Annotated in this window: 15 protein-coding genes; 13 read left to right on the top strand and 2 right to left on the bottom strand. The window is 60.4% G+C overall.

Going from position 1 to position 18621, the window contains the following annotated elements; genetic code table 11:
* The first annotated feature begins 14 nt into the window (after positions 1–14).
* The 7 genes from ACWBU6_RS26405 to ACWBU6_RS26375 all read left to right on the top strand — a co-directional run bounded on the left by ACWBU6_RS26405 (position 15) and on the right by ACWBU6_RS26375 (position 8671).
* Complete coding sequence (locus ACWBU6_RS26405) at positions 15–2189, top strand: T6SS effector phospholipase Tle3 domain-containing protein (RefSeq protein ID WP_452646296.1); 2175 nt, start codon at positions 15–17, stop codon at positions 2187–2189.
* Entirely contained in the window at positions 2186–3664 is a 1479-nt protein-coding gene (locus ACWBU6_RS26400) for a virulence factor (protein WP_452646295.1), read from the top strand. Before ACWBU6_RS26405 ends, ACWBU6_RS26400 begins: the two co-directional genes overlap by 4 nt.
* A gap of 27 nt (positions 3665–3691) precedes the next feature.
* Entirely contained in the window at positions 3692–3955 is a 264-nt protein-coding gene (locus ACWBU6_RS26395) for a PAAR domain-containing protein (protein WP_452646294.1), read from the top strand.
* Positions 3956–4219: 264 nt separating this feature from the next.
* Positions 4220–5455 (top strand): hypothetical protein, encoded by a 1236-nt coding sequence (locus ACWBU6_RS26390; RefSeq protein ID WP_452646293.1) that lies wholly within the window; start codon positions 4220–4222, stop codon positions 5453–5455.
* 187 nt (positions 5456–5642) lie between these two features.
* Positions 5643–6878 (top strand): hypothetical protein, encoded by a 1236-nt coding sequence (locus tag ACWBU6_RS26385; protein ID WP_452646292.1) that lies wholly within the window; start codon positions 5643–5645, stop codon positions 6876–6878.
* Between the two features lie 13 nt (positions 6879–6891).
* A complete protein-coding gene (locus ACWBU6_RS26380) occupies positions 6892–7155 on the top strand; it encodes a PAAR domain-containing protein (RefSeq protein WP_452646291.1) in 264 nt (87 codons plus the stop codon).
* Positions 7156–7705: 550 nt separating this feature from the next.
* The gene (locus ACWBU6_RS26375) at positions 7706–8671 is read left to right on the top strand and encodes a hypothetical protein (protein WP_452646290.1); all 966 of its coding nucleotides are present in this window, start codon (positions 7706–7708) and stop codon (positions 8669–8671) included.
* A 13-nt stretch (positions 8672–8684) separates the two neighbouring features.
* On the opposite strand, the gene ACWBU6_RS26370 is transcribed toward ACWBU6_RS26375, so the two are convergent.
* Entirely contained in the window at positions 8685–9407 is a 723-nt protein-coding gene (locus ACWBU6_RS26370) for a substrate-binding periplasmic protein (protein WP_452646289.1), read from the bottom strand.
* 77 nt (positions 9408–9484) lie between these two features.
* On the opposite strand from ACWBU6_RS26370, the gene ACWBU6_RS26365 reads away from it, so the two are divergent.
* From ACWBU6_RS26365 to ACWBU6_RS26355, 3 genes are all read left to right on the top strand, one after another.
* Positions 9485–11062, top strand: a complete 1578-nt coding sequence (locus tag ACWBU6_RS26365) for a mechanosensitive ion channel family protein (protein WP_452646288.1) — start codon at positions 9485–9487, stop codon at positions 11060–11062.
* Between the two features lie 72 nt (positions 11063–11134).
* Positions 11135–11554, top strand: a complete 420-nt coding sequence (locus ACWBU6_RS26360) for a MarR family winged helix-turn-helix transcriptional regulator (RefSeq protein ID WP_452646287.1) — start codon at positions 11135–11137, stop codon at positions 11552–11554.
* A 100-nt stretch (positions 11555–11654) separates the two neighbouring features.
* Positions 11655–14501 carry a type VI secretion system Vgr family protein gene (locus ACWBU6_RS26355; protein ID WP_452646286.1) on the top strand — a complete coding sequence of 949 codons (2847 nt, stop codon included), beginning with the start codon at positions 11655–11657 and terminating at the stop codon, positions 14499–14501.
* A 204-nt stretch (positions 14502–14705) separates the two neighbouring features.
* On the opposite strand, the gene ACWBU6_RS26350 is transcribed toward ACWBU6_RS26355, so the two are convergent.
* Positions 14706–15449 (bottom strand): substrate-binding periplasmic protein, encoded by a 744-nt coding sequence (locus ACWBU6_RS26350; protein ID WP_452646285.1) that lies wholly within the window; start codon positions 15447–15449, stop codon positions 14706–14708.
* Positions 15450–15583: 134 nt separating this feature from the next.
* Between ACWBU6_RS26350 and ACWBU6_RS26345 the strand changes: the two genes are divergently transcribed.
* Genes ACWBU6_RS26345 through ACWBU6_RS26335 form a run of 3 tightly spaced genes read left to right on the top strand, consistent with a single transcriptional unit; the run spans position 15584 to position 18556 of the window.
* Positions 15584–16561 (top strand): tripartite tricarboxylate transporter substrate binding protein BugD, encoded by a 978-nt coding sequence (locus tag ACWBU6_RS26345; RefSeq protein WP_452646284.1) that lies wholly within the window; start codon positions 15584–15586, stop codon positions 16559–16561.
* 21 nt (positions 16562–16582) lie between these two features.
* Positions 16583–17044, top strand: coding sequence for a tripartite tricarboxylate transporter TctB family protein (locus tag ACWBU6_RS26340; RefSeq protein ID WP_452646283.1), 462 nt, complete (start codon positions 16583–16585; stop codon positions 17042–17044).
* Between the two features lie 9 nt (positions 17045–17053).
* Positions 17054–18556: a tripartite tricarboxylate transporter permease gene (locus ACWBU6_RS26335; protein WP_452646282.1), complete on the top strand. Its 1503-nt coding sequence runs from the start codon at positions 17054–17056 to the stop codon at positions 18554–18556.
* Positions 18557–18621: the final 65 nt, after the last annotated feature.

Here is an 18621-nt window from a genome sequence, read left to right as displayed (position 1 = left end):
TGGAAATCGCATCAATGACGAAGCCCTTAACTTTCGACAGTCCGATTGAAGACCCATGTAACCTGATTGTGGGCGCCAAGAGTGGCGTCTGCCTGGTTGACCCCAAACACCTCGATGTCATTGCACAGATGCCGCTGCCGGGTATCACCATCTTCGTCCACGGAGTGAACTCCGATGGCGAGTGGTATAAGCAAACGGAAGAAGGCATCTGCGACGGCCTGAATGACCGCCTTAAGCGCAATAAGGGGCAGATTGTTCACGCCACGCCGGAGGGTGGGCAACTGAAGGCGGCTAAATACATGGAGGAGCTGACGCCAGATGGATTTATCAACCCAAAGTTGAGCGACAAGTCGTTTGTCGACAGTGCAGGTAGTTTTTCACCGGTAATTCATTTCCGCTGGGGCTACAAGGCCAGCAGCCAAGAATTACAAGAGTATGGTGACGGCATTTACCTCAATGAGCAAAACTACTGGGGCGGCGGTCCTTTTGCCAATGGCTGCACCTCGCTACCGGACCTTTGGGGCAGTGGTGTAGATGACACACTGTTCCTGTGGCTACACGTCCAGCACATGAATCCGACCAATGACCGTCTGGTGTACTCATGTCCGCCCCGTCCTTACTACGTCCTGGCTGCACTACGTCTGGCGAAGTTGGTTGAATCGATCCGCAAGAAGCAGGCGGATACACCCATCACGATCGTCTGTCACAGCCAAGGCAATATGATTGGAATCGCTGCCGCCTTCCTCGGCGATCGTCTCGATCCGGTGACCGATGCCACAGGAAAAACTGGCAACTGCGTGGCCGACACTTATGTACTATGCAACCCACCATACAGCCTGCTGCAGAAAAACGGCACCCAGACATGGGCCGAGCGCGGAATGGAAGACGCTGAAGGGAATAACGGCCGCACCAGTGGTGAGGCTCGCTACAAGACCATGGCCGCATTCTTCGACATCATCCGAAAGCAGTCGGCATTTGAGCAACCAGCAGCGACGATCGACGAACTAATGAAGAATGAGGCGCACGGCTTCGATGCCCGGAGCGATCGCAATAAGTATGGATATGGTGACAAGCTCTCGACGCTCGGTCGTGTAACTCTATACTTCAATCCGCACGACCAAGTGATTTCATCCACTACCATCCAGGGCATCGGCTGGCGTGGGATGAGCCAGCAGGAAATCAATGCCACGAGTGGTCATGGCGTATTCAGCCAGCGGGTCTTTGCACAAGGCTTCAAGGTTGGCGAGCAAGGTCACTACGACTTTGCTCAGGCAATGAAGGACCGCGGCGTCACGGAATTCTGGCACCCGCCCTCACCAATAGCGAAATACTCGATTTCGAAGGGCTTGGCCGCCAATAAGAATATCTTAGGCAAAGTAATGACGATTGTCAGTGCACCAGTGATTGGCATAGTGACGGCCGCTGTGCGTACGCGTATCAATGGCGATCCGCCAGCGAATTGGAAGACGCCCCTTACCGCGCCGAATTTGCCTGAGCCATTCCTGCCTGTCGCAATGCGCTTCGATAAACCTTGCGACAATTTTGACCAAGACTACGATGCGCCCGGGGACTCGCGCGACAGGAAGCGAGAACGTGACTCAAACGATCCTTATGCAGGTGATAGGAACATTCCTAGTGGAGGTACCGAGGGGAGTTCCAGGAAGCGCACGGATGCGGCAGAAGGCGACGCAGCTTCCGAGGCCGGACTTCGTTATGAACATCACGCCATGCTGCGCATGCAGGCTAAAAGGGAGGGAAAGTATGCTAAGGAAAAACAAGTGACCGAAGAGGATATGCCATCTACTGCCAGTGCCGAATACAATGCTTGGCGCACGAAGAAAATTAAGGAAAGCCTGGCAAAGAATATTGATACCCACGCGACAGACCACTCAACGATCATGACTAATGGTATGCACGCGCAGAAGGCGCTCGCGTACGAGGTGGCAGTTGGGGCTTGTTACATCAAGGAAGAAGACTTTAATGGCTTTAGGATTGCAGCAGACTGGCGATTCCTCGCGGGGCTTGCTAAGAACGATCCAAATAAGCTGTTTGACGAGTATTTTTTGACGGGCTTGTTCAGAGAAAAGGCAGTTCATGAATGGGCGAATAGGACGCCAGAAGGCATCATGCCCGCGAAGATCGCCAATCAACGAGGCTTCTTTGCCAAGGTTTCAAAGGGGGAAGAGTGAGCTTTCTAATTGAGACGCGTCCGCGTCGAATAGGCTGCGCTTTATTTGCCTTTTTATTCGCAGTTCTCATGGCCCTCTTAATTACAAGAGACTCCAATCAATCGTCGCCGAATCTACTATCGGATGGTGAAATTATGAATCGGTTCTTCCTATTACCTTCCATGTTTGCAGTTAGCGTGCTGGCCTTGCTTAGTTTAATTGCCCCGGCATCTGCTCAGACTAAATCAGCCGCTACGATGCCTGCCATGCCGCAGGCAGCTAAGCCGTTTCAGGCCCAAGTTGTCGGTCTTCAGTGGCTCAATCCCCTGCAGCGACGCGATTACCCTACCGAATGGCAATTGCTTTGGGCTCTCGGGTTGACCCGGCCAAACAAGGATGATGACATGGTCAAATTAGATCCTCAGACGTTCACAAAGCTTCAGGCGATTGGCATCATCGCTAACGGCAACAACGGTAGGGAGAGTTTCGACGGTTTTCACGAAAAGTATGTAAGTGCTCTAATAGCACGTTTCCATGATATCTATTTTTCCAGCCCCACTTACTTCTACAATGCACATTCATTGAAAGACAAAAAGACGTGGCGTGAGCTCGCAGGAATACATGTCGAATACGCCCTGCCAGAGGGGCGGCTGGATCCAATTGAAGCTGCTCATTACACACAGGACACCATTCGGAAGACTTTTATCATCGGCAATCCGAATTTTCCGAATGCGTGGAGTCGTTCCACATTGCCCGATGTGCGGGTAACTATGGGCGGTGCTAACGCTGGATTTACCTCGTTGGCGGCTGGTCTCGACTACCTTCAATCGCACCCAAATGAAACGGTTTGGGTGATGAACTGGGACGCACCAAACTTTCCGCCGAAGGACGAGCAGATTAACGAGAACATGGTGCTGTTAGTGCTCGCCGGTCCGAACTACAACACGGAGCGTGCGCCGTTGGCGTGGATCGGCTACCCGGCCACCAAAACAGTGGCAGACTTCGAAGTCCAGAAAGGTCAGCCGCCCCGCCAAATCCAGGCATGGAAGGCCGCTATAGAAACTGCGGCAGGCAACGCAGGCAAGCAGGACAGCGACATTGGCTATGTCATCCACGATGCCAACAACACGCATGCTGCTTCGTCCGAGCGCATTGGCGCCTTGGCGCAGACACTTACCACAGAGTTAGTGGACTTCGATTTCAAGAAGCAGACCTTCAATACCCCAGCCTTGTTGGGCGAGATGGGGGCCGGCACGGCGCTGACGAACGTTGCACTTGGCATCGCCTACGCCAATCACCTTGGCAAGAACGTGCTGGTGGCGGGCACCACCGACGCCGAACGGCCAACGGCAGTCGTGGTTAGCCCGCCCGCCAAGGTACGCCCGATTGATCCAAACGCACCATGGTTCCGTGCTCGTGGTGGTGGCAGTGCATTCCTGCCTTGGTGGGGACTGCGCCACGATGCGGCCCCCCAGCCGCAAGGCTACTCCGATTGAGGTGAGCAGGATGCGTATGGAATCCATATGCGTGGGGTGATCCGCCTGAATGATCCCACCAGCCACGGTGGTATCGTCATCAGTGCTTCACCCGATTCCAAAGTCCATGGCATTGCTGTCGCCCGCAAGGGTGACAGCTGCACCTGCCCGGTACCTGGACATGGCGTTTGCGTGATCGTTGAAGGCGATCCCAAAGTGTTGATTGACGGAGTGCCAGTCGCCTTTGATGGCTACAAGACCAGCTGTGGCGCCACCCTGATCACGACGGCCCCGAAGAGTACGCGCGGATAGCAATGGCAACTTGAGGTGGGGGGCAACGAGCTTCTGGCCGACGCACGCTCACATCGATTCTCTTGTGCTTTGTCCTGCGTTCGTATTCGGACTAACCGCTGCGCTCTTACTTAGCTGCGCCATCAAACAGTCGTCACTTGTTTCACTACCTGATACTGAACTATGAATCGCGTTTTAACTCATCCAGCCCTTTATGTTGCAGGTTTGCTGACACTGCTTAGTCTCGGTGCTTGCAGCTCAACCCGGTCTGCTCCTGCTGCTACGATGGTAGCGCCACAAGAAGCCAAACCGTTCCAGGCTCAAGTCGTCGGATTGCAATGGCTTAACCCGCTGCAACGACGCGACTACCCTACAGAATGGCAATTGTTGTGGACCCTGGGCCTTGTGCACCCAAACAAAGATGACGATATGGTGAAGTCGGATCCCGAGACGTTTACCAAGCTGCAAGCGGTCGGAAGTATCGCCAATGGAAGCGATGGAAAAGAAACTTTGAAAGGGTATCACCACAAATATGTTGATGCCCTCACGGTGCTGTTCCATGACATCTATTTTTCCAGCTCGACGTATTTTTATAATGCCCATTCTCTAACGGATAGGAAGACTTGGCGCGAGTTGGCTGGCATCCATGTCGAATATGCTTTACCAAATGGTCGCCTAGACCCACTTGAGGCAGCAACCTACACACGAGAGCGGATCATTGATACGTTCGACATTGGTAATCCGAACTTCCCCAAAGCATGGAGCCGTGATACGCCACCAGATGTTCGCGTAACGATGGGCGGTGCTAATGCCGGGTTTATATCGTTGGCGGCGGGCCTCGACTACCTGCAGGCGCACCCAAATGAAACAGTTTGGGTGATGAATTGGGATGCTCCAAGCTTCCCACCGAAAGACGCGCAAATCAACGAGAACATGGTACTGCTGGTGCTCGCCGGTCCGACCTACAACACGGAGCGTGCGCCGCTGGCGTGGATCGGCTACCCGGCCACCAAAAAAGTGGCAGACTTCGAAGCCCAGAAAGGTCAGCCGCCCCGCCAACTCCAGGCATGGAAGGCCGCTGTACAAACTGCGGCAGGCAACGCGGGCAAGCAGGACAGCGACATTGGCTATGTCATCCACGATGCCAACAACACGCATGCTGCTTCGTCCGAGCGCATTGGCGCCTTGGCGCAGACGCTTACCACAGAGTTAGTGGACTTCGATTTCAAGAAGCAGACCTTCAATACCCCAGCTTTGCTGGGCGAAATGGGTGCGGGCACTGCGCTGACGAACGTGGCGCTAGGCATCGCCTACGCCAATCACCTTGGCAAGAACGTGCTAGTGGCGGGCACCACCGATGCCGAACAGCCAACGGCAGTCGTAGTGAGCCCGCCGGCCAAGGTACGCCCGATCGATCCGAACGCTCCGTGGTTCCGTGCTCGTGGTGGTGGCAGTGCATTCCTGCCTTGGTGGGGGCTGCGTCACGATGCGGGCCCGCAGCCGCAAGGCTACTCCGATTGAGGTGAGCAGGATGCGTAAGGAGTCCATATGCATGGGGTGATCCGCCTGAAAAGACGGTACCTGTTTCGCTACCTGATGCTGAACTATGAAACGATTTTTAGTTTATCCAGCCCTGTATGCTGGGAGTGTGCTGGCATTGCTTAGTCTCGGAGCTTGCAGCTCAACCCGGTCTGCTCCTGCTGCTACGATGGTAGCACCACAAGAAGCCAAACCGTTCCAGGCACAAGTCGTCGGATTGCAATGGCTCAATCCTCTGCAGCGGCGCGATTACCCTACCGAATGGCAACTGCTTTGGACCTTGGGGCTGGTTCAGCCTAACAAGGACGATGACATGGTCAAGCTGAAACCTGAGAAATATTCCAAGCTCCAACCGATTGGCATTATCGCCAGCGGTAATGATGGCGAGGAAACCTTCAAGGGATATCACCACAAGTATGTCGAAGCATTGACTGTGCTTTACCACGACATTTACTTTTCAAGCTCAACATACTTCTACAATGCTCATTCGCTCACGGACAAGAAAACATGGCGTGAGCTGGCGGGTATTCACATTCAGTATGCTATACCGCAAGGAAGGCTCGATCCCGTTGAAGCAGGAAATTACCTGAGAGACGAAATCGTCGAGACATTTAATATCGGCAATAAGGCATTCCCAAAGGCTTGGAGTCGCGACACCCCGCCTGATGTGCGTGTGACCATGGGGGGCGCGAATGCCGGATTCACGTCGCTGGCTGCTGGCCTTGACTACTTGCAAGCACACCCGAATGAAACAGTTTGGGTGATGAACTGGGATGCCCCAAGCTTCCCACCGAAAGATGCTCAAATCAACGAGAACATGGTGCTATTGGTGCTCGCAGGTCCGAACTACAACACAGAACGTGCACCGCTGGCGTGGATCGGCTACCCGGCCACCAAAAAAGTGGCAGACTTCGAAGCCCAGAAAGGTCAGCCGCCCCGCCAAATCCAGGCATGGAAGGCCGCTGTAGAAACAGCGGCAGGCAACGCAGGCAAGCAGGACAGTGACATTGGCTATGTCATCCACGATGCCAACAACACGCATGCTGCTTCGTCCGAGCGCATTGGCGCCTTGGCGCAGACACTTACCACTGAGTTAGTGGACTTCGATTTCAAGAAGCAGACCTTCAATACCCCAGCTTTGCTTGGCGAAATGGGTGCGTGCACTGCGCTGACGAACGTGGCGCTAGGCATCGCCTACGCCAATCACCTTGGCAAGAACGTGCTGGTGGCAGGCACCACCGATGCCGAACAGCCAACGGCAGTCGTGGTGAGCCCGCCCGCCAAGGTACGCCCGATTGATCCGAACGCACCATGGTTCCGCGCTCGAGGTGGTGGCAGTGCATTCCTGCCTTGGTGGGGGCTGCGTCACGACGCGAAACCGGGGTCGCAAGGATATTCGCGATGAGTAAGGTGTACATATGCACGGTGTAATCCGCTTGAATGATCCCACCAGCCACGGAGGCATCGTTATCAGTGCATCACCCCATTCCAAAGTCCATGGCATTGCTGTCGCCCGCAAGGGGGACAGCTGCACCTGTCCGGTACCTGGACATGCCGTTTGCGTGATCGTTGAAGGTGATCCCAAAGTGCTGATTGACGGAGTGCCAGTCGCCTTTGATGGCCACAAGACCAGCTGTGGCGCCACCCTGATCACGACGGCCCCGAAGAGTACGCGCGGATAGTGATGGCAAGGCATTCGAATAGATAAGAAAAGCCCGGGTAGATGTTGGCACAATCACGACTGCATAACGTATTTGGGCTCTTGCTTTGCGCCACCGCAGCATTTCCCAATTGCTTTGCGCAGGATGTCTCCGAGGATCCCTTGTTGAAATATCGAACCAAAGGGAACAGGCACGGTCCCTATGAAATCGGAGAGGTGGCCAGGGATTTCCTTCGACGCGACAACTTGAAAGGCGGGCCCTAATGGCAAGTTGGCGAGCCGGATATCAGGGCTCTCGTATGGAAGTGCGCTGTTCCGCTAGGCGCGAACTGGGGCAAAGATGACCAGGCGTCGCGCCCAGGTGTCAAAGTCACTTGCTCACGTACGCTGAAGGATGCTCCAGTGAAGGCGTGGAATGTTCGAGCGCCGATGGTGCCTGCTAAGTAGGCCGCGCTTGGCTTGGGATACGACGTGTATCACGACCGGTTTTGCTTCCGCCCCGCGCACGGCTGAAATCACGTTTCCTTGGCTTTTGTATAATTGCGCGTCTATTAATATTGCCACGCTACAACATGGAAGAAGCTACGACCCCTGAACAACCCAAACGAGCCAGAAAGCTGGGCCGTATTGCCATTTACGTCTTTGCCGCAGTCGGCCTGCTGTTCTCGCTGCTGATCGCTATTGTGGCGCTGCAGGAAAAGCCGCAAGCGCCGCGCACCTTCGACGCCAACGAGGCCATCGACGGCGTCATGACGCGCAACTATGGCAAGTACTCGGAAACCCAGCATGGCTGGCTCTACGTCGACGAAATGAGCCATGCGACTTACCTGGTCACGGTTGTGCAGCAAAAGAAGATCAATGGCAAGGAGGGGGATGAGCTCTACCTCGTCACCAGCGGCCGCGCCATCGAATCGAAGGAGGGCGATGATTCGTTCTACGGCGTGTTCCAGCTGCGTTATCGTGATGGCCAGCTTTATGAATACAGTGATGCGCGCCGTCCAAGCGGCGTCGATCCAGTCACCCCGGAACGCGTGCATTTCGAAGCCTTGAGCGCGGACGTATGGGGATGGGTGGTAAAGACCCGCTCCTCCGAATCCGGCGAGGGCGAAGAGTTCACGACCACCCGCAACGTGGTCCTGGCGCCGCGCAATGAGCAGATCGCCGTGCTGACAGAATTTACTGCGGCCTTCCAGGTGATCGGGGGCGGCGACTGCAAGGAAACCGAGCGCCTTTACGCGGCCTGGGAACAGGCGAAGGGTGAAAAGAAGACCGCGCCGGCCGAGGGTGAAGGGGCGCCGGAGGGCACTGCCGGGGAAGAGGCGGACGTTGAGGAATTCGTGCCGCCGCGCTGCACCCAACTGGCGTGGACCTATCGGACCGACCCGGTAAGCGATTCGACTTTCACACCGCTGTACATTACGCGCAAGGCCGGCATGCAGGAGGGCATCCAGGTTGAAGCGAAGACCTGGAAGGTCATGTTCGACCCGAAAAGCTATACCTACCTGCTGCCGGACGAGTTGAAGCACATCGGCACGTAAGCCGGGCAGCTGCCTAGCGAAACTGGGCCAGGATGCGCGCGAGCGTGCCGTCCTTGACGGCGGCGGCGATCGCGCGATTTGCCTCTTCCAGGCTGAGATGGCCCTTGCGTGAGACTGCGCAACGGGTGTGAAAGGTTGCTGCGGGCAGGGGCGGGTGCAGCTTCAGCGGAATGGCCCGCAGGCGCTGGCGATATTCGAGGACGCCGCGCGCAATCAGAATGTGGTGAACCCGGCCGCGCGCCAGTTTTTCGAGATTGGTTTCCATATTAGGCGAATCGTCCCGCACAAATCCAGTGCCCAGGATCTTTTCGATTTCCGGATGTTGGTAGCCGAGGATGGTGCCGATGGCTTGTCCGCGCAGGTCGGCGATGGAACGCGGTTGCGGCTGCCTGGCATCGGTGACCAGCACTTCTTCAGCCGTAAAGACAGGCTCCGTCCATAAGTAATCCCCTTCGATCCATTCCGGCGTATAGCCGCACAGGATATCGGCTTCGCCTTGCTGTAGCGCCCTGGCAATCCGCTTGCGCGGCAGCAGCAGGAAGCGCAGTTCACGGCCCGTGCCTCGGGCCAGCGCCTCGCCCAGCATTTTGTGCACGCCGTCGGTCAGGCGGCCATTGTCAATACGCGACATGGGCATGTCGGCGGCACGGTCGACCAGCACCACCAGTTCGCCGCACCATCCGTACGATGCGGTCAGCAGCAAACAGGTGAGGGCGAGCGGGCGAAGCATTTTCATACGCGGTGGCGAAGGCGCTGATTGAGTTGTACAGCATTGTGTGCAATGATGGCACGCAAAATGACATCAGGGAATCCATGCACTTACGCACGCTTTTCTGTCTTTTCCTGCTCACGCTTGGCCAGCTAAGCCACGTCCTGCAAGCTGCCACGCCAGCTGCCCAGGCGGAAGCGCCCGCCGCGCGCCTGGCGGTTGGCAACCGCACCATCTTCGTGTTCCGTGCCATGCTCAGTGGCTACACCCCGCAGGACCGCGCCGATGCTGCGGATAAGCGCCTGGAGCGCGCGCTCGCGCAAGGCGGGCCGCAGCGGTCCAGCATTCGTTCGATCGCCGAGGGCACGCAAGTCCTGCTCGATGGCTCGCTGTTGTTCCTGGTGTCGCCCGGCGACGTCAATACCCTGGCGGGCGACACCACGGAAATCCTGGCCCATGAAAGCGCCGCGCAATTGGGCAAGGCGCTGCAGGAACGCCGCGAGCAGCGCAGCCCGGCCTACATTGCCCAGGCACTAGCCCTGTGCGCCCTGGCTACCTGCGCGCTGGCGCTTTTCCTGTGGGCGCTGGCGGCGCTGCGCCGCCAGGTCCGGCGGCGGCTGGAGGCGGTCCTGGGCCGGCGCCTGGCGCAGGTCCGCGTGCGCAACGTGCGGGTGCTGGATGCTGAACACTTGATCCATTTCATGCGGCTCGCCATGGACGTCCTGGCCTGGTTTCTGGGGCTGTTGGCCGCTTATGTCTGGCTGGCCTATGTGCTGGCGCGGATCCCCTTTGCGCGCAACTGGGGCGAGCGTTTGCAGCAGTTCCTGCTGGATACTGCCACCGGGATCGCCAGCAACGTGGCCAGCGCGATTCCGGGCCTGCTGCTGGTTGCCGTCATTGCCGTGCTAGCCCGCCTGGCCAGCGCCACGCTGGCCTCCGTGTTCAAGCGCGTCGAAAGCGGCGAGCTGCATTTCGGCTGGCTCGACCGGGATACGGCCGTGCCGACACGCCGGCTGGCAACCGTGGTGATTTGGCTGTTTGCATTGGCCATGGCCTACCCATACCTGCCCGGTTCGCACACGGCGGCGTTCCAGGGGGTGACGGTGCTGGCGGGGCTGATGCTGTCGATTGGGGCGTCGAGCATCGTCGGCCAGGGCGCTGCGGGCCTGATCCTGATGTACACGCGGGCGCTGCGCAAAGGTGATTATGTCAGTATCGGCGATGTGCATGGCACTGTGGTGGAGCCCGGCATCTTCGACACGCGCGTGCGCACCGGCATGGGCGTGGATGTGGCAATGCCGAATGCGTGGGTGCTCTCGAATACGATCAAGAACTACTCGCGTGCCGTGCCAGGGGCCTATGTCATTGATACGACCGTGACGATCGGGTATGACACCCCCTGGCGCCAGGTCTACGCCATGCTGGAGGAGGCGGCTGCGACAACCGAGGGCATTGCTGCCGAACCGCGGCCGTATGTGATTCAGAGCGCCTTGTCCGATTTCTACATCGAATACAAGCTGGTGGCATGTTCGGTATTGAGTTCGCCCAATAGCCGGGCTGAGCTGCTTAGCCTGCTGCACCAGAAAGTGGTCGACGTCTTCAACCGCGAAGGCGTCCAGATCATGTCGCCGCACTTCACCCAGGAGCCGCAGCAAGCGCATATTGTGCCGTTCGCGAAGTAGCCGGGCGCAGGCCGGAGGCGGCATGGGATGGTGGTATGATGAGCCGCTGATTACATCATACCGTGATATAAAATGGCGTCTCCACCAGATTCCCTGGCCAAGGCCGACTTCATGGCCCTGTCCGAGTTCCGCTACCAGATGCGGCGTTTCGAACGCTTTTCCGAAAATGCGGCCCAGGCCGAGGGCATCACGCCGCTGCAGTACTTGCTGCTCCTGCATATCAAGGGCTTTGCCGGCCGCGACTGGGCCACGGTCGGCGAACTGGCCGAGCGGCTGCAGGCGCAGCAGCATGGCGTGGTCGCATTGCTCGGGCGCAGCGAGGCGGCCGGGCTGGTGCAGCGCCGCCCCCATGCGCAAGACCGGCGACGCGTCGAAGTCCACCTGCTGCCTGCCGGTGAAGCGGTGCTGCTGCGCCTGGCCGCCATCCACCGCGCCGAATTGCAGTCGCTGCACGGCGTCTTTACCGTTCCCAGCCTGCCGTCAAAACCATGAAAGCGCAGCGCCGGGGCGCCCGTTAGCTCAACAGTGCGAGCGACTTCCCGCAATGCTGCTATCGTTTTCGTTTTGATAATTATTGTAGCCCGGACATTCGATGCGGAACGATCTCCTTACCCAGGTTTACGCTGCCTTGGCACAGTTCTCCAGTGCCAGCCGTTTGTATGAACTCAAGCTGGAGACGGATGGCGATTATGGCTCCGGCGGCCTGCTGGTGGAAGCCTTCCTGGCCGATGACGCCTTGCAGGAGGTCGGTACGCGCGATGTCATCGTCCTGTCCACCAGCGCGGCAGTCTCGCTGCAATCGCTGCTTGGCCAGCGCGCGGCCATACAGGCCAGCCTGGCCGACGGCAGCCGCACCAGTTTCCACGGCTTCATCAGCGGCGCCGCCATGCTGGGCAGCGAGGGCGGCCTGGCGCGCTATCGCCTGCGCCTTAGCTCCTGGCTCTGGCTGGCAACCCAGCGCCGCAACAGCCGGGTATGGCAGGACAAGAGCGTGGCCGACATCGTCGATGCCGTCTTCTCCGAGTACTCGCCGTACGCCAAATGGCAATGGAGCGACGACGCGCACAGCGCCATGCAGTCGATTCCGCCGCGCAGCTATTGCTGCCAGTACCGCGAATCGGACTACGACTTTGTGCGCCGCCTGTTGACCGAAGAAGGCATCGGCTGGCGCTTCGAAGACGGCGAAGAAGAGCAAACCATGATGCTGTTTGCCGACAGCGTGCTGAAAGAAGCCGCGCCGGAAGACGCCAGCAGCGCCGCAGGCGGCGGCCTGCGCTACCACGCTGCCCGCGCCGGGGAGCGGCAGGACAGCATCCAGTCGCTGCGCACTGCGCGCGGCCTGATCAGCGGCGCTGTCGCCGTGGCCAGCTATGACTATAAAGCCAAGAAGGCGGTCAGCAAGACCGTGCCGACCAGGCTGCGCAACTTCGGCAAGCATGCCCAGTTGCCGGAGAGTTTCGACTATCCCGGCCAGTATTTCTACGCCGACGGCGGCGAGGCCGAACGCTATGCCACGCTGCACATGCAGGCGCTGGAGGCGCAGAGCCAGTTATGGCAAGCCCGCTCAACGGTGCGCACGCTGCGCGCCGGCACCCGTTTCAACCTGACCCAAGGCCCGTTCGATACGTCTGCCGGCTGCGAGCATTTTGTGGTGCTGCGCGTGATCGGTGTCGGGGTCAACAACCTGCCGGTGGCAGTCCGGCAAGGGTTGGCCGAATTGTTCGGCCCCATCCCGGAGCTGCTGGAAGACCTGGGCGCCCCGCTGGCCGGCCTGCCGGAAGATTTCAGCGCGACGCTGGCACAGGCGGCCAGCAGCGGTTATGCCAATAGTTTCACGGCACTGGATGCCGCTTTGCCATGGCGGCCCATGCACGCCGGCGGCGAAAGCCGCCAACACGCCAAACCGACCGCAATGGGCGCCCAGAGCGCCATCGTGGTGGGGGCCGACGGCAATGACCGGCCAAACGGTGCAGATGAAATTCACTGCGACAGCCTGGGCCGTGTGCGCATCCGCTTCCATTGGCAGGACGGGGCCGATGCCACGTGCTGGGTGCGCGTGGCCCAGCGCCTGGCTGGCGGCGGCATGGGCAGCCAGTTTCTGCCGCGCATCGGGCAGGAGGTGCTGGTGCAGTTCCTGGAAAACGATATCGACCGTCCGCTGATTGTCGGCGCCCTGTACAACGGCCAGGGCGAAGGCGGGGTGCCGCCCACCCCGGGCGGCGCAACGCGCGAGCAGGCGGCCGACGCCTTCGGCCAGGCGCATGACCATGCCGTTTCCGGGCAGGGTAACCTGGCGGGCGGCCATAGCCCGGCGTGGCATGGCGCGGCGGGCGGCAGCCCCGGTCACCGCAATGCCGCAGCCCAGTGGGGCGTACGCAGCAAGGAATTCGGCGGCGAAGGCTATAACCAGCTCCTGTTTGACGATACCGACAACCAGGGCCGCATCCAGATGCGCACCACCCTGGCGGCCACTGAGCTGAACCTGGGGCACCTGGTGCACGGTGCCGACAACTTCCGCGGCAGCCTGCGCGGCCAGGGTGCGGAATTGCGCAGCGATGCCTACGGCGCGGTGCGGGCCGGCGCCGGTTTGCTGGTGACCAGCTACCGGATCCAGCATGGCGCCGCTCAGCGCGATCCGGCCGGCGACAACGCTGCCGGCATTGCGATGCTCAAGCAGGCGGTGAAGCTGGCGGAAACTTTCAGCGACGCGGCCGTCAAGCACCGGACAGTCGGCATGGCTGCGCACATGGGCGCCCGCAAAGCCAAGGCCAGCGCGCTGTCGGCGAAGGAGGCCCCGCTGCAGGCGCTGCTGACGTCCGTTTCCGGCATGGTTGGCGAGCGCCATCTCGATGATGCTTTCAACGATGCCGGCAAGCGCAAGACAGCGCCGGCTGCAGGCCAGTTGCCGCATGTGAGCGATCCGATTGTTGCGATATCGGCCAGGGATGGCCTGGCAATGACGGCGGCCAGGGATTTGCAGCTGGCGGCCGGCGAGGCAGCCGTTGTGGCGAGCGGCCAGGACGCCCAGTTTGCCAGCGGCGGCCAGCTGCGCGTGCACAGCGGGCAGGCGCTGGGCGTGCTGGGCGGGGCGGCCGGTCCCGGCGCGCAGGATGTCGGCGTCCAGCTCATTGCGGCCCGCGATCCGGTCGACGTCCAGGCCCAGGCCGGTGCGCTGGGCGTGCAGGCGCAGGGCATGATCGACGTGAAGAGCTCAAACGCGCATATCGACTTCGCGGCAGCCAGGAAAATCAGCCTGTCCACCGCAGGCGGTGCGAATATCACCATCGACGGCGGCAATATCACCGTCCAATGTCCGGGCAAGATCACGGTCAAGGCCGGGAAAAAATCCTTTGTCGGGCCTGAGCGCAGCAATTACCCGATGGCGGCCTTGCCCCGCTCGGAAATGAAGATCAAGAAGAAGTACGCCTTCTCGTCTTAATCGTCCTAATGAAGGCACGCTACTGGTTGACGCTCATGCTGTGTGCAAAGCGTGGCGGGAGCAGGTGGGTGCCCGCCATTCCAGGATGCGGACGGTCGATTCTTGCTCCATCGGCACCAGGAACTATTTTTGTGGCGCCACCACGACACCGAAAGTGGATCGCAAGGTGAGGCGCGATGCCAGCGGCCCGATGCGCTGCCCGCGTCAGCGGCCAGATGACGGCGCCGGCCGCCAGTTGGCATACTTGCGGTCAATGGCAGCCGAGGTACCGTCTCTTACCATTTCCGCCATGGCGGCCGACATCGCGGCAACCTGCGCGTCCGGCACCGCCTTGTTGCAGGCCAGGTAGGCGCGTGAGGTGCGGAAGGTAAGCAGGGGCACGATCTTGCCGAGCAGGCCTTCCTGCGCCAGCACGCCGTTGGCCAGCTGGTGGCTGGTCACCCACAGGTCGATACGCCCGCCAAGCAGCTTGCGCGGATTGGAGAAATTGTCGCCCGCGGTATCCACCGTAAAGCCGCGCGCCACCAGGTACTGGGCGCGGACGTCGCTGTTATAGCCGCCGATGCGCAGGTGTTTGGCATCGTCCAGCGTGGCGAGCTGGAAGGGCGGGTTGGCCAGGCCGTACAGCGTCCAGTCCACCTCGCGCAGCGGTCCCACCCATTTGAACAGCGCTTCCCGTTCCGGCGTGCGCGATGTCGAAAATACACAGGAATCGGGCGTGCGCAGCGCCAGTTCGTAGGCGCGCCGCCACGCCATGATCTCCATGGTGTAGCCGATGCCCGCCCGCGCCATGATTTCTTTCACCTTGTCCGGCGAGATGCCGACAATGCGTTCACCTTCGCGCATGATGTCGGGCGGGGTGTACTCCGTAAACAGCTGGAGCGGCCCCGCCGGCGCTGCCAAGGGCAGCGCCAGGATTGTTGCGGCAAGGTGCAGCTTGGGCGACATGGTCAGCCAATCATGTGCGTCTTGGCGGTCGAAGTCAATCTAAGTGAAAGGCCTTACTTGTGTCTGCCAATGATTGCTGGTACAACATTACTAGTAGCGTAATTCCAACAATTAATCAGCAACTGGAGAACCACATGAAACGACGCGCCCTCATCACCGCAATGGCATGCCTGTCCCTGTTTGGCGCCGGCCACGCGCAGGCACAGAGCTACCCGACCAAGCCGATCACCATGATTGTGCCGTTCGCCGCCGGCGGACCGACCGACACCGTGGCGCGCCTGCTGGCCCAGTCCATGGGCACCAAGCTGAAACAGCAGATCATCGTGGAAAACGTCGGCGGCGCCGGCGGCACCATTGGCGCGGCGCGCGCGGCCAAGGCCACTCCAGACGGCTACACCATCTTCCTGCACCACATCGGCCACTCCACCGCGCCGGCCCTGTACCGCAAGCTGAGCTACAACGCCATCGACAGCTTCGAGCCGATCGGCCTGGTGACCGACGTGCCGATGACCCTGGTGGCCCGCAAGGACTTCCCGGCCAAGGACTTCAAGGAAATGCTGGCTTACATTAAAGCCAACAAGACCAAGGTCACCTACGCCAATGCCGGCCTGGGTTCGGCCTCCCACCTGTGCGGCATGCTGTTCATGACCGCCATCCAGACCGACCTGACCACCGTGCCATACAAGGGCACCGGTCCGGCCATGAACGACCTGCTGGGCGGCCAGGTGGACTTCATGTGCGACCAGACCACCAACACCACCAGCCAGATCAAGGGCGGCAAGATCAAGGTTTATGGCGTGACCACCAAGACCCGCGTGGCGTCGATGCCGGACGTGCCGACCCTGAACGAAGCCGGCCTGCCGGGCTTTGAAGTGGCGGTGTGGCATGGCATGTATGCCCCGAAAGGCACGCCGAAGCCGGTGGTCGACTCCCTGGTCGGTGCGCTGCAGGTGGCGCTGAAGGACCCGGCCGTCAAGCAGCGCTTCGCCGACCTCGGCACCGAGCCGGTGGATGCCAAGCGTGCCACGCCGGAAGCCCTGCGTGCCCACCTGAAGGCCGATATCGACCGCTGGGCCCCGATCATCAGCAAAGCCGGTGTCTACGCTGACTAAGCGCCGGCCAAGGAGTATCTGATGTCTTCCGCAATCCGTCACCCCAAGGATTTCTGGACCGGGGTGATCTTTATCGCGATCGGGCTGGGCGCCGTGTTCACGCGCGGCGACCTGGCCATGGGCACTTCCCTGCGCATGGGGCCGGCCTTCTTCCCGGTCGTGCTGGGCGTCCTGCTGGTCCTGATCGGCGCCGCCGGCGTGCTGCGCTCCTTCTTCCGCCACGGCGAACCGATGGAAAAGCTGCACCTCAAGCCGCTGGTCCTGGTCACGCTGGCAGTCGTGCTGTTCGGCTTCCTGATGCGCGGCGCCGGCCTGGTGCCGGCTGCCCTGGTGTTGGTGCTGGTCAGCGCATCTGCCAGCCCCAAGTTCCACTGGAAAGAGAAGGCACTGCTGGCCGTTGGCCTGGCCGCGTTTGCCTATGTGCTGTTCATTAAATTGTTGGGATTGCCGATACCTGCGCTCGGCCCCTGGCTCGGTTTCTAGGGAGCGGGCATGGAAATTTTAAGCAACCTGGGACTGGGCCTTGAAACCGCCTTCACCCTGACCAACCTGATGTACTGCCTGATGGGCGTCTTCATCGGTACCGCGGTGGGCGTGCTGCCGGGCCTGGGCCCGATCGCCACCATCGCCATGCTGCTGCCGGCCACCTTCGGCCTGCCGCCGGTGGCGGCGCTGATCATGCTGTCCGGTATCTATTACGGCGCCCAGTACGGCGGCTCCACCACCGCCATCCTGGTCAACCTGCCCGGGGAGTCATCTTCGGTGGTGACCGCCATCGACGGCTACCAGATGGCGCGCAATGGCCGCGCCGGCAAGGCGCTGGCGACGGCGGCCCTGGGCTCGTTCTTTGCCGGCACGGTGGCCACCGTGGTGGTGGCCTGCTTTGCGCCGCCGCTGGCCGACCTGGCGCTGAAGTTCGGCCCGGCCGACTACTTCTCGCTGATGGTGCTGGGACTGGTGGCGGCCGTGGTGCTGGCCAGCGGATCGCTGCTGAACGCGATCGGCATGGTGGTCATGGGCCTGCTGCTGGGCATGATCGGCACCGACGTCAATTCCGGGCAGCAGCGCTACACCTACGATGTGCCGGAGCTGGCGGAAGGCATTTCCTTCGTGATCGTGGCCATGGGCATGTTCGGCATCGGCGAGATCGTGCGCAACCTGGAGCACAGCGAGGAGCGCCACGTCCTGATGAAGAAGGTGGCGGGGCTGATGCTGGGCAAGGAGGACATCAAGCGCATCCTGGCGCCGGTCTTGCGCGGCACCTTCCTCGGCTCGGCACTGGGCATCCTGCCGGGCGGCGGCGCCATGCTGGCATCCTTCGCCTCCTACTCGATCGAGAAGAAGGTATCGCCGAACGCGAAAGAGTTCGGCAAGGGCGCCATCGAAGGGGTGGCAGCGCCGGAGGCGGCCAACAATGCCGGCGCCCAGACTTCCTTCATCCCGATGCTGACCCTGGGCATCCCGTCCAACCCGGTGATGGCATTGATGATCGGCGCCATGATCATCCAGGGCATTACGCCGGGGCCGGCGGTCATGACGGAGAAGCCCGAGCTGTTCTGGGGCCTGATCGTGTCGATGTGGTTTGGCAACCTGTTCCTGGTGGTGCTGAACCTGCCGATGATCGGCCTGTGGGTGAAGATGATCACCGTGCCCTACCATCGCCTGTTCCCTGCCATCCTGATGTTCTGTGCGATCGGTGTGTTCAGCCTGAACAATTCCCAGTTCGATGTCTGGCTGATGGCGCTGTTCGGCGTGTTTGGCTACATCTGCGCCAAGCTCGATGCGGAACCGGCGCCGATGCTGCTCGGCTTTATCATCGGCCCGATGCTGGAAGAATACCTGCGGCGCGCCATGACCTTGTCGCATGGCGATCCGATGGTGTTCTTCACCCGCCCGATCAGTGCCACGCTGCTGGCGCTGGCGGTGCTGGCGCTGGCGGTAGTGCTGTCGCCAGCCTTGCGCAAGAAGCGGGAAGAAGCCTTCCACGAGGAGTAAGCAAAGACAACGCCCGGTCCGCCGGGCGTTGTTGCGTTGTCGGCCGACAACGGTGACAAAGGGAG

The organism is Pseudoduganella sp. HUAS MS19, from assembly GCF_053615455.1.
Note: the sequence above shows the minus strand (reverse complement) of the source record. Positions and strands in the feature narration are given on the sequence as shown.

Excerpts from the sequence above, each read along its gene's own strand:
- ACWBU6_RS26365 (WP_452646288.1), top strand. The coding sequence starts at position 9,485 with ATGCACTTACGCACGCTTTTCTGTCTTTTCCTGCTCACGCTTGGCCAG.
- ACWBU6_RS26345 (WP_452646284.1), top strand. The coding sequence starts at position 15,584 with ATGAAACGACGCGCCCTCATCACCGCAATGGCATGCCTGTCCCTGTTT.
- ACWBU6_RS26385 (WP_452646292.1), top strand. The coding sequence starts at position 5,643 with ATGGTAGCACCACAAGAAGCCAAACCGTTCCAGGCACAAGTCGTCGGA.
- ACWBU6_RS26395 (WP_452646294.1), top strand. The coding sequence starts at position 3,692 with ATGCGTGGGGTGATCCGCCTGAATGATCCCACCAGCCACGGTGGTATC.
- ACWBU6_RS26380 (WP_452646291.1), top strand. The coding sequence starts at position 6,892 with ATGCACGGTGTAATCCGCTTGAATGATCCCACCAGCCACGGAGGCATC.
- ACWBU6_RS26405 (WP_452646296.1), top strand. The coding sequence starts at position 15 with ATGACGAAGCCCTTAACTTTCGACAGTCCGATTGAAGACCCATGTAAC.
- ACWBU6_RS26390 (WP_452646293.1), top strand. The coding sequence starts at position 4,220 with ATGGTAGCGCCACAAGAAGCCAAACCGTTCCAGGCTCAAGTCGTCGGA.
- ACWBU6_RS26375 (WP_452646290.1), top strand. The coding sequence starts at position 7,706 with ATGGAAGAAGCTACGACCCCTGAACAACCCAAACGAGCCAGAAAGCTG.
- ACWBU6_RS26340 (WP_452646283.1), top strand. The coding sequence starts at position 16,583 with ATGTCTTCCGCAATCCGTCACCCCAAGGATTTCTGGACCGGGGTGATC.
- ACWBU6_RS26360 (WP_452646287.1), top strand. The coding sequence starts at position 11,135 with ATGGCGTCTCCACCAGATTCCCTGGCCAAGGCCGACTTCATGGCCCTG.
- ACWBU6_RS26355 (WP_452646286.1), top strand. The coding sequence starts at position 11,655 with ATGCGGAACGATCTCCTTACCCAGGTTTACGCTGCCTTGGCACAGTTC.
- ACWBU6_RS26350 (WP_452646285.1), bottom strand. The coding sequence starts at position 15,449 with ATGTCGCCCAAGCTGCACCTTGCCGCAACAATCCTGGCGCTGCCCTTG.
- ACWBU6_RS26370 (WP_452646289.1), bottom strand. The coding sequence starts at position 9,407 with ATGAAAATGCTTCGCCCGCTCGCCCTCACCTGTTTGCTGCTGACCGCA.
- ACWBU6_RS26335 (WP_452646282.1), top strand. The coding sequence starts at position 17,054 with ATGGAAATTTTAAGCAACCTGGGACTGGGCCTTGAAACCGCCTTCACC.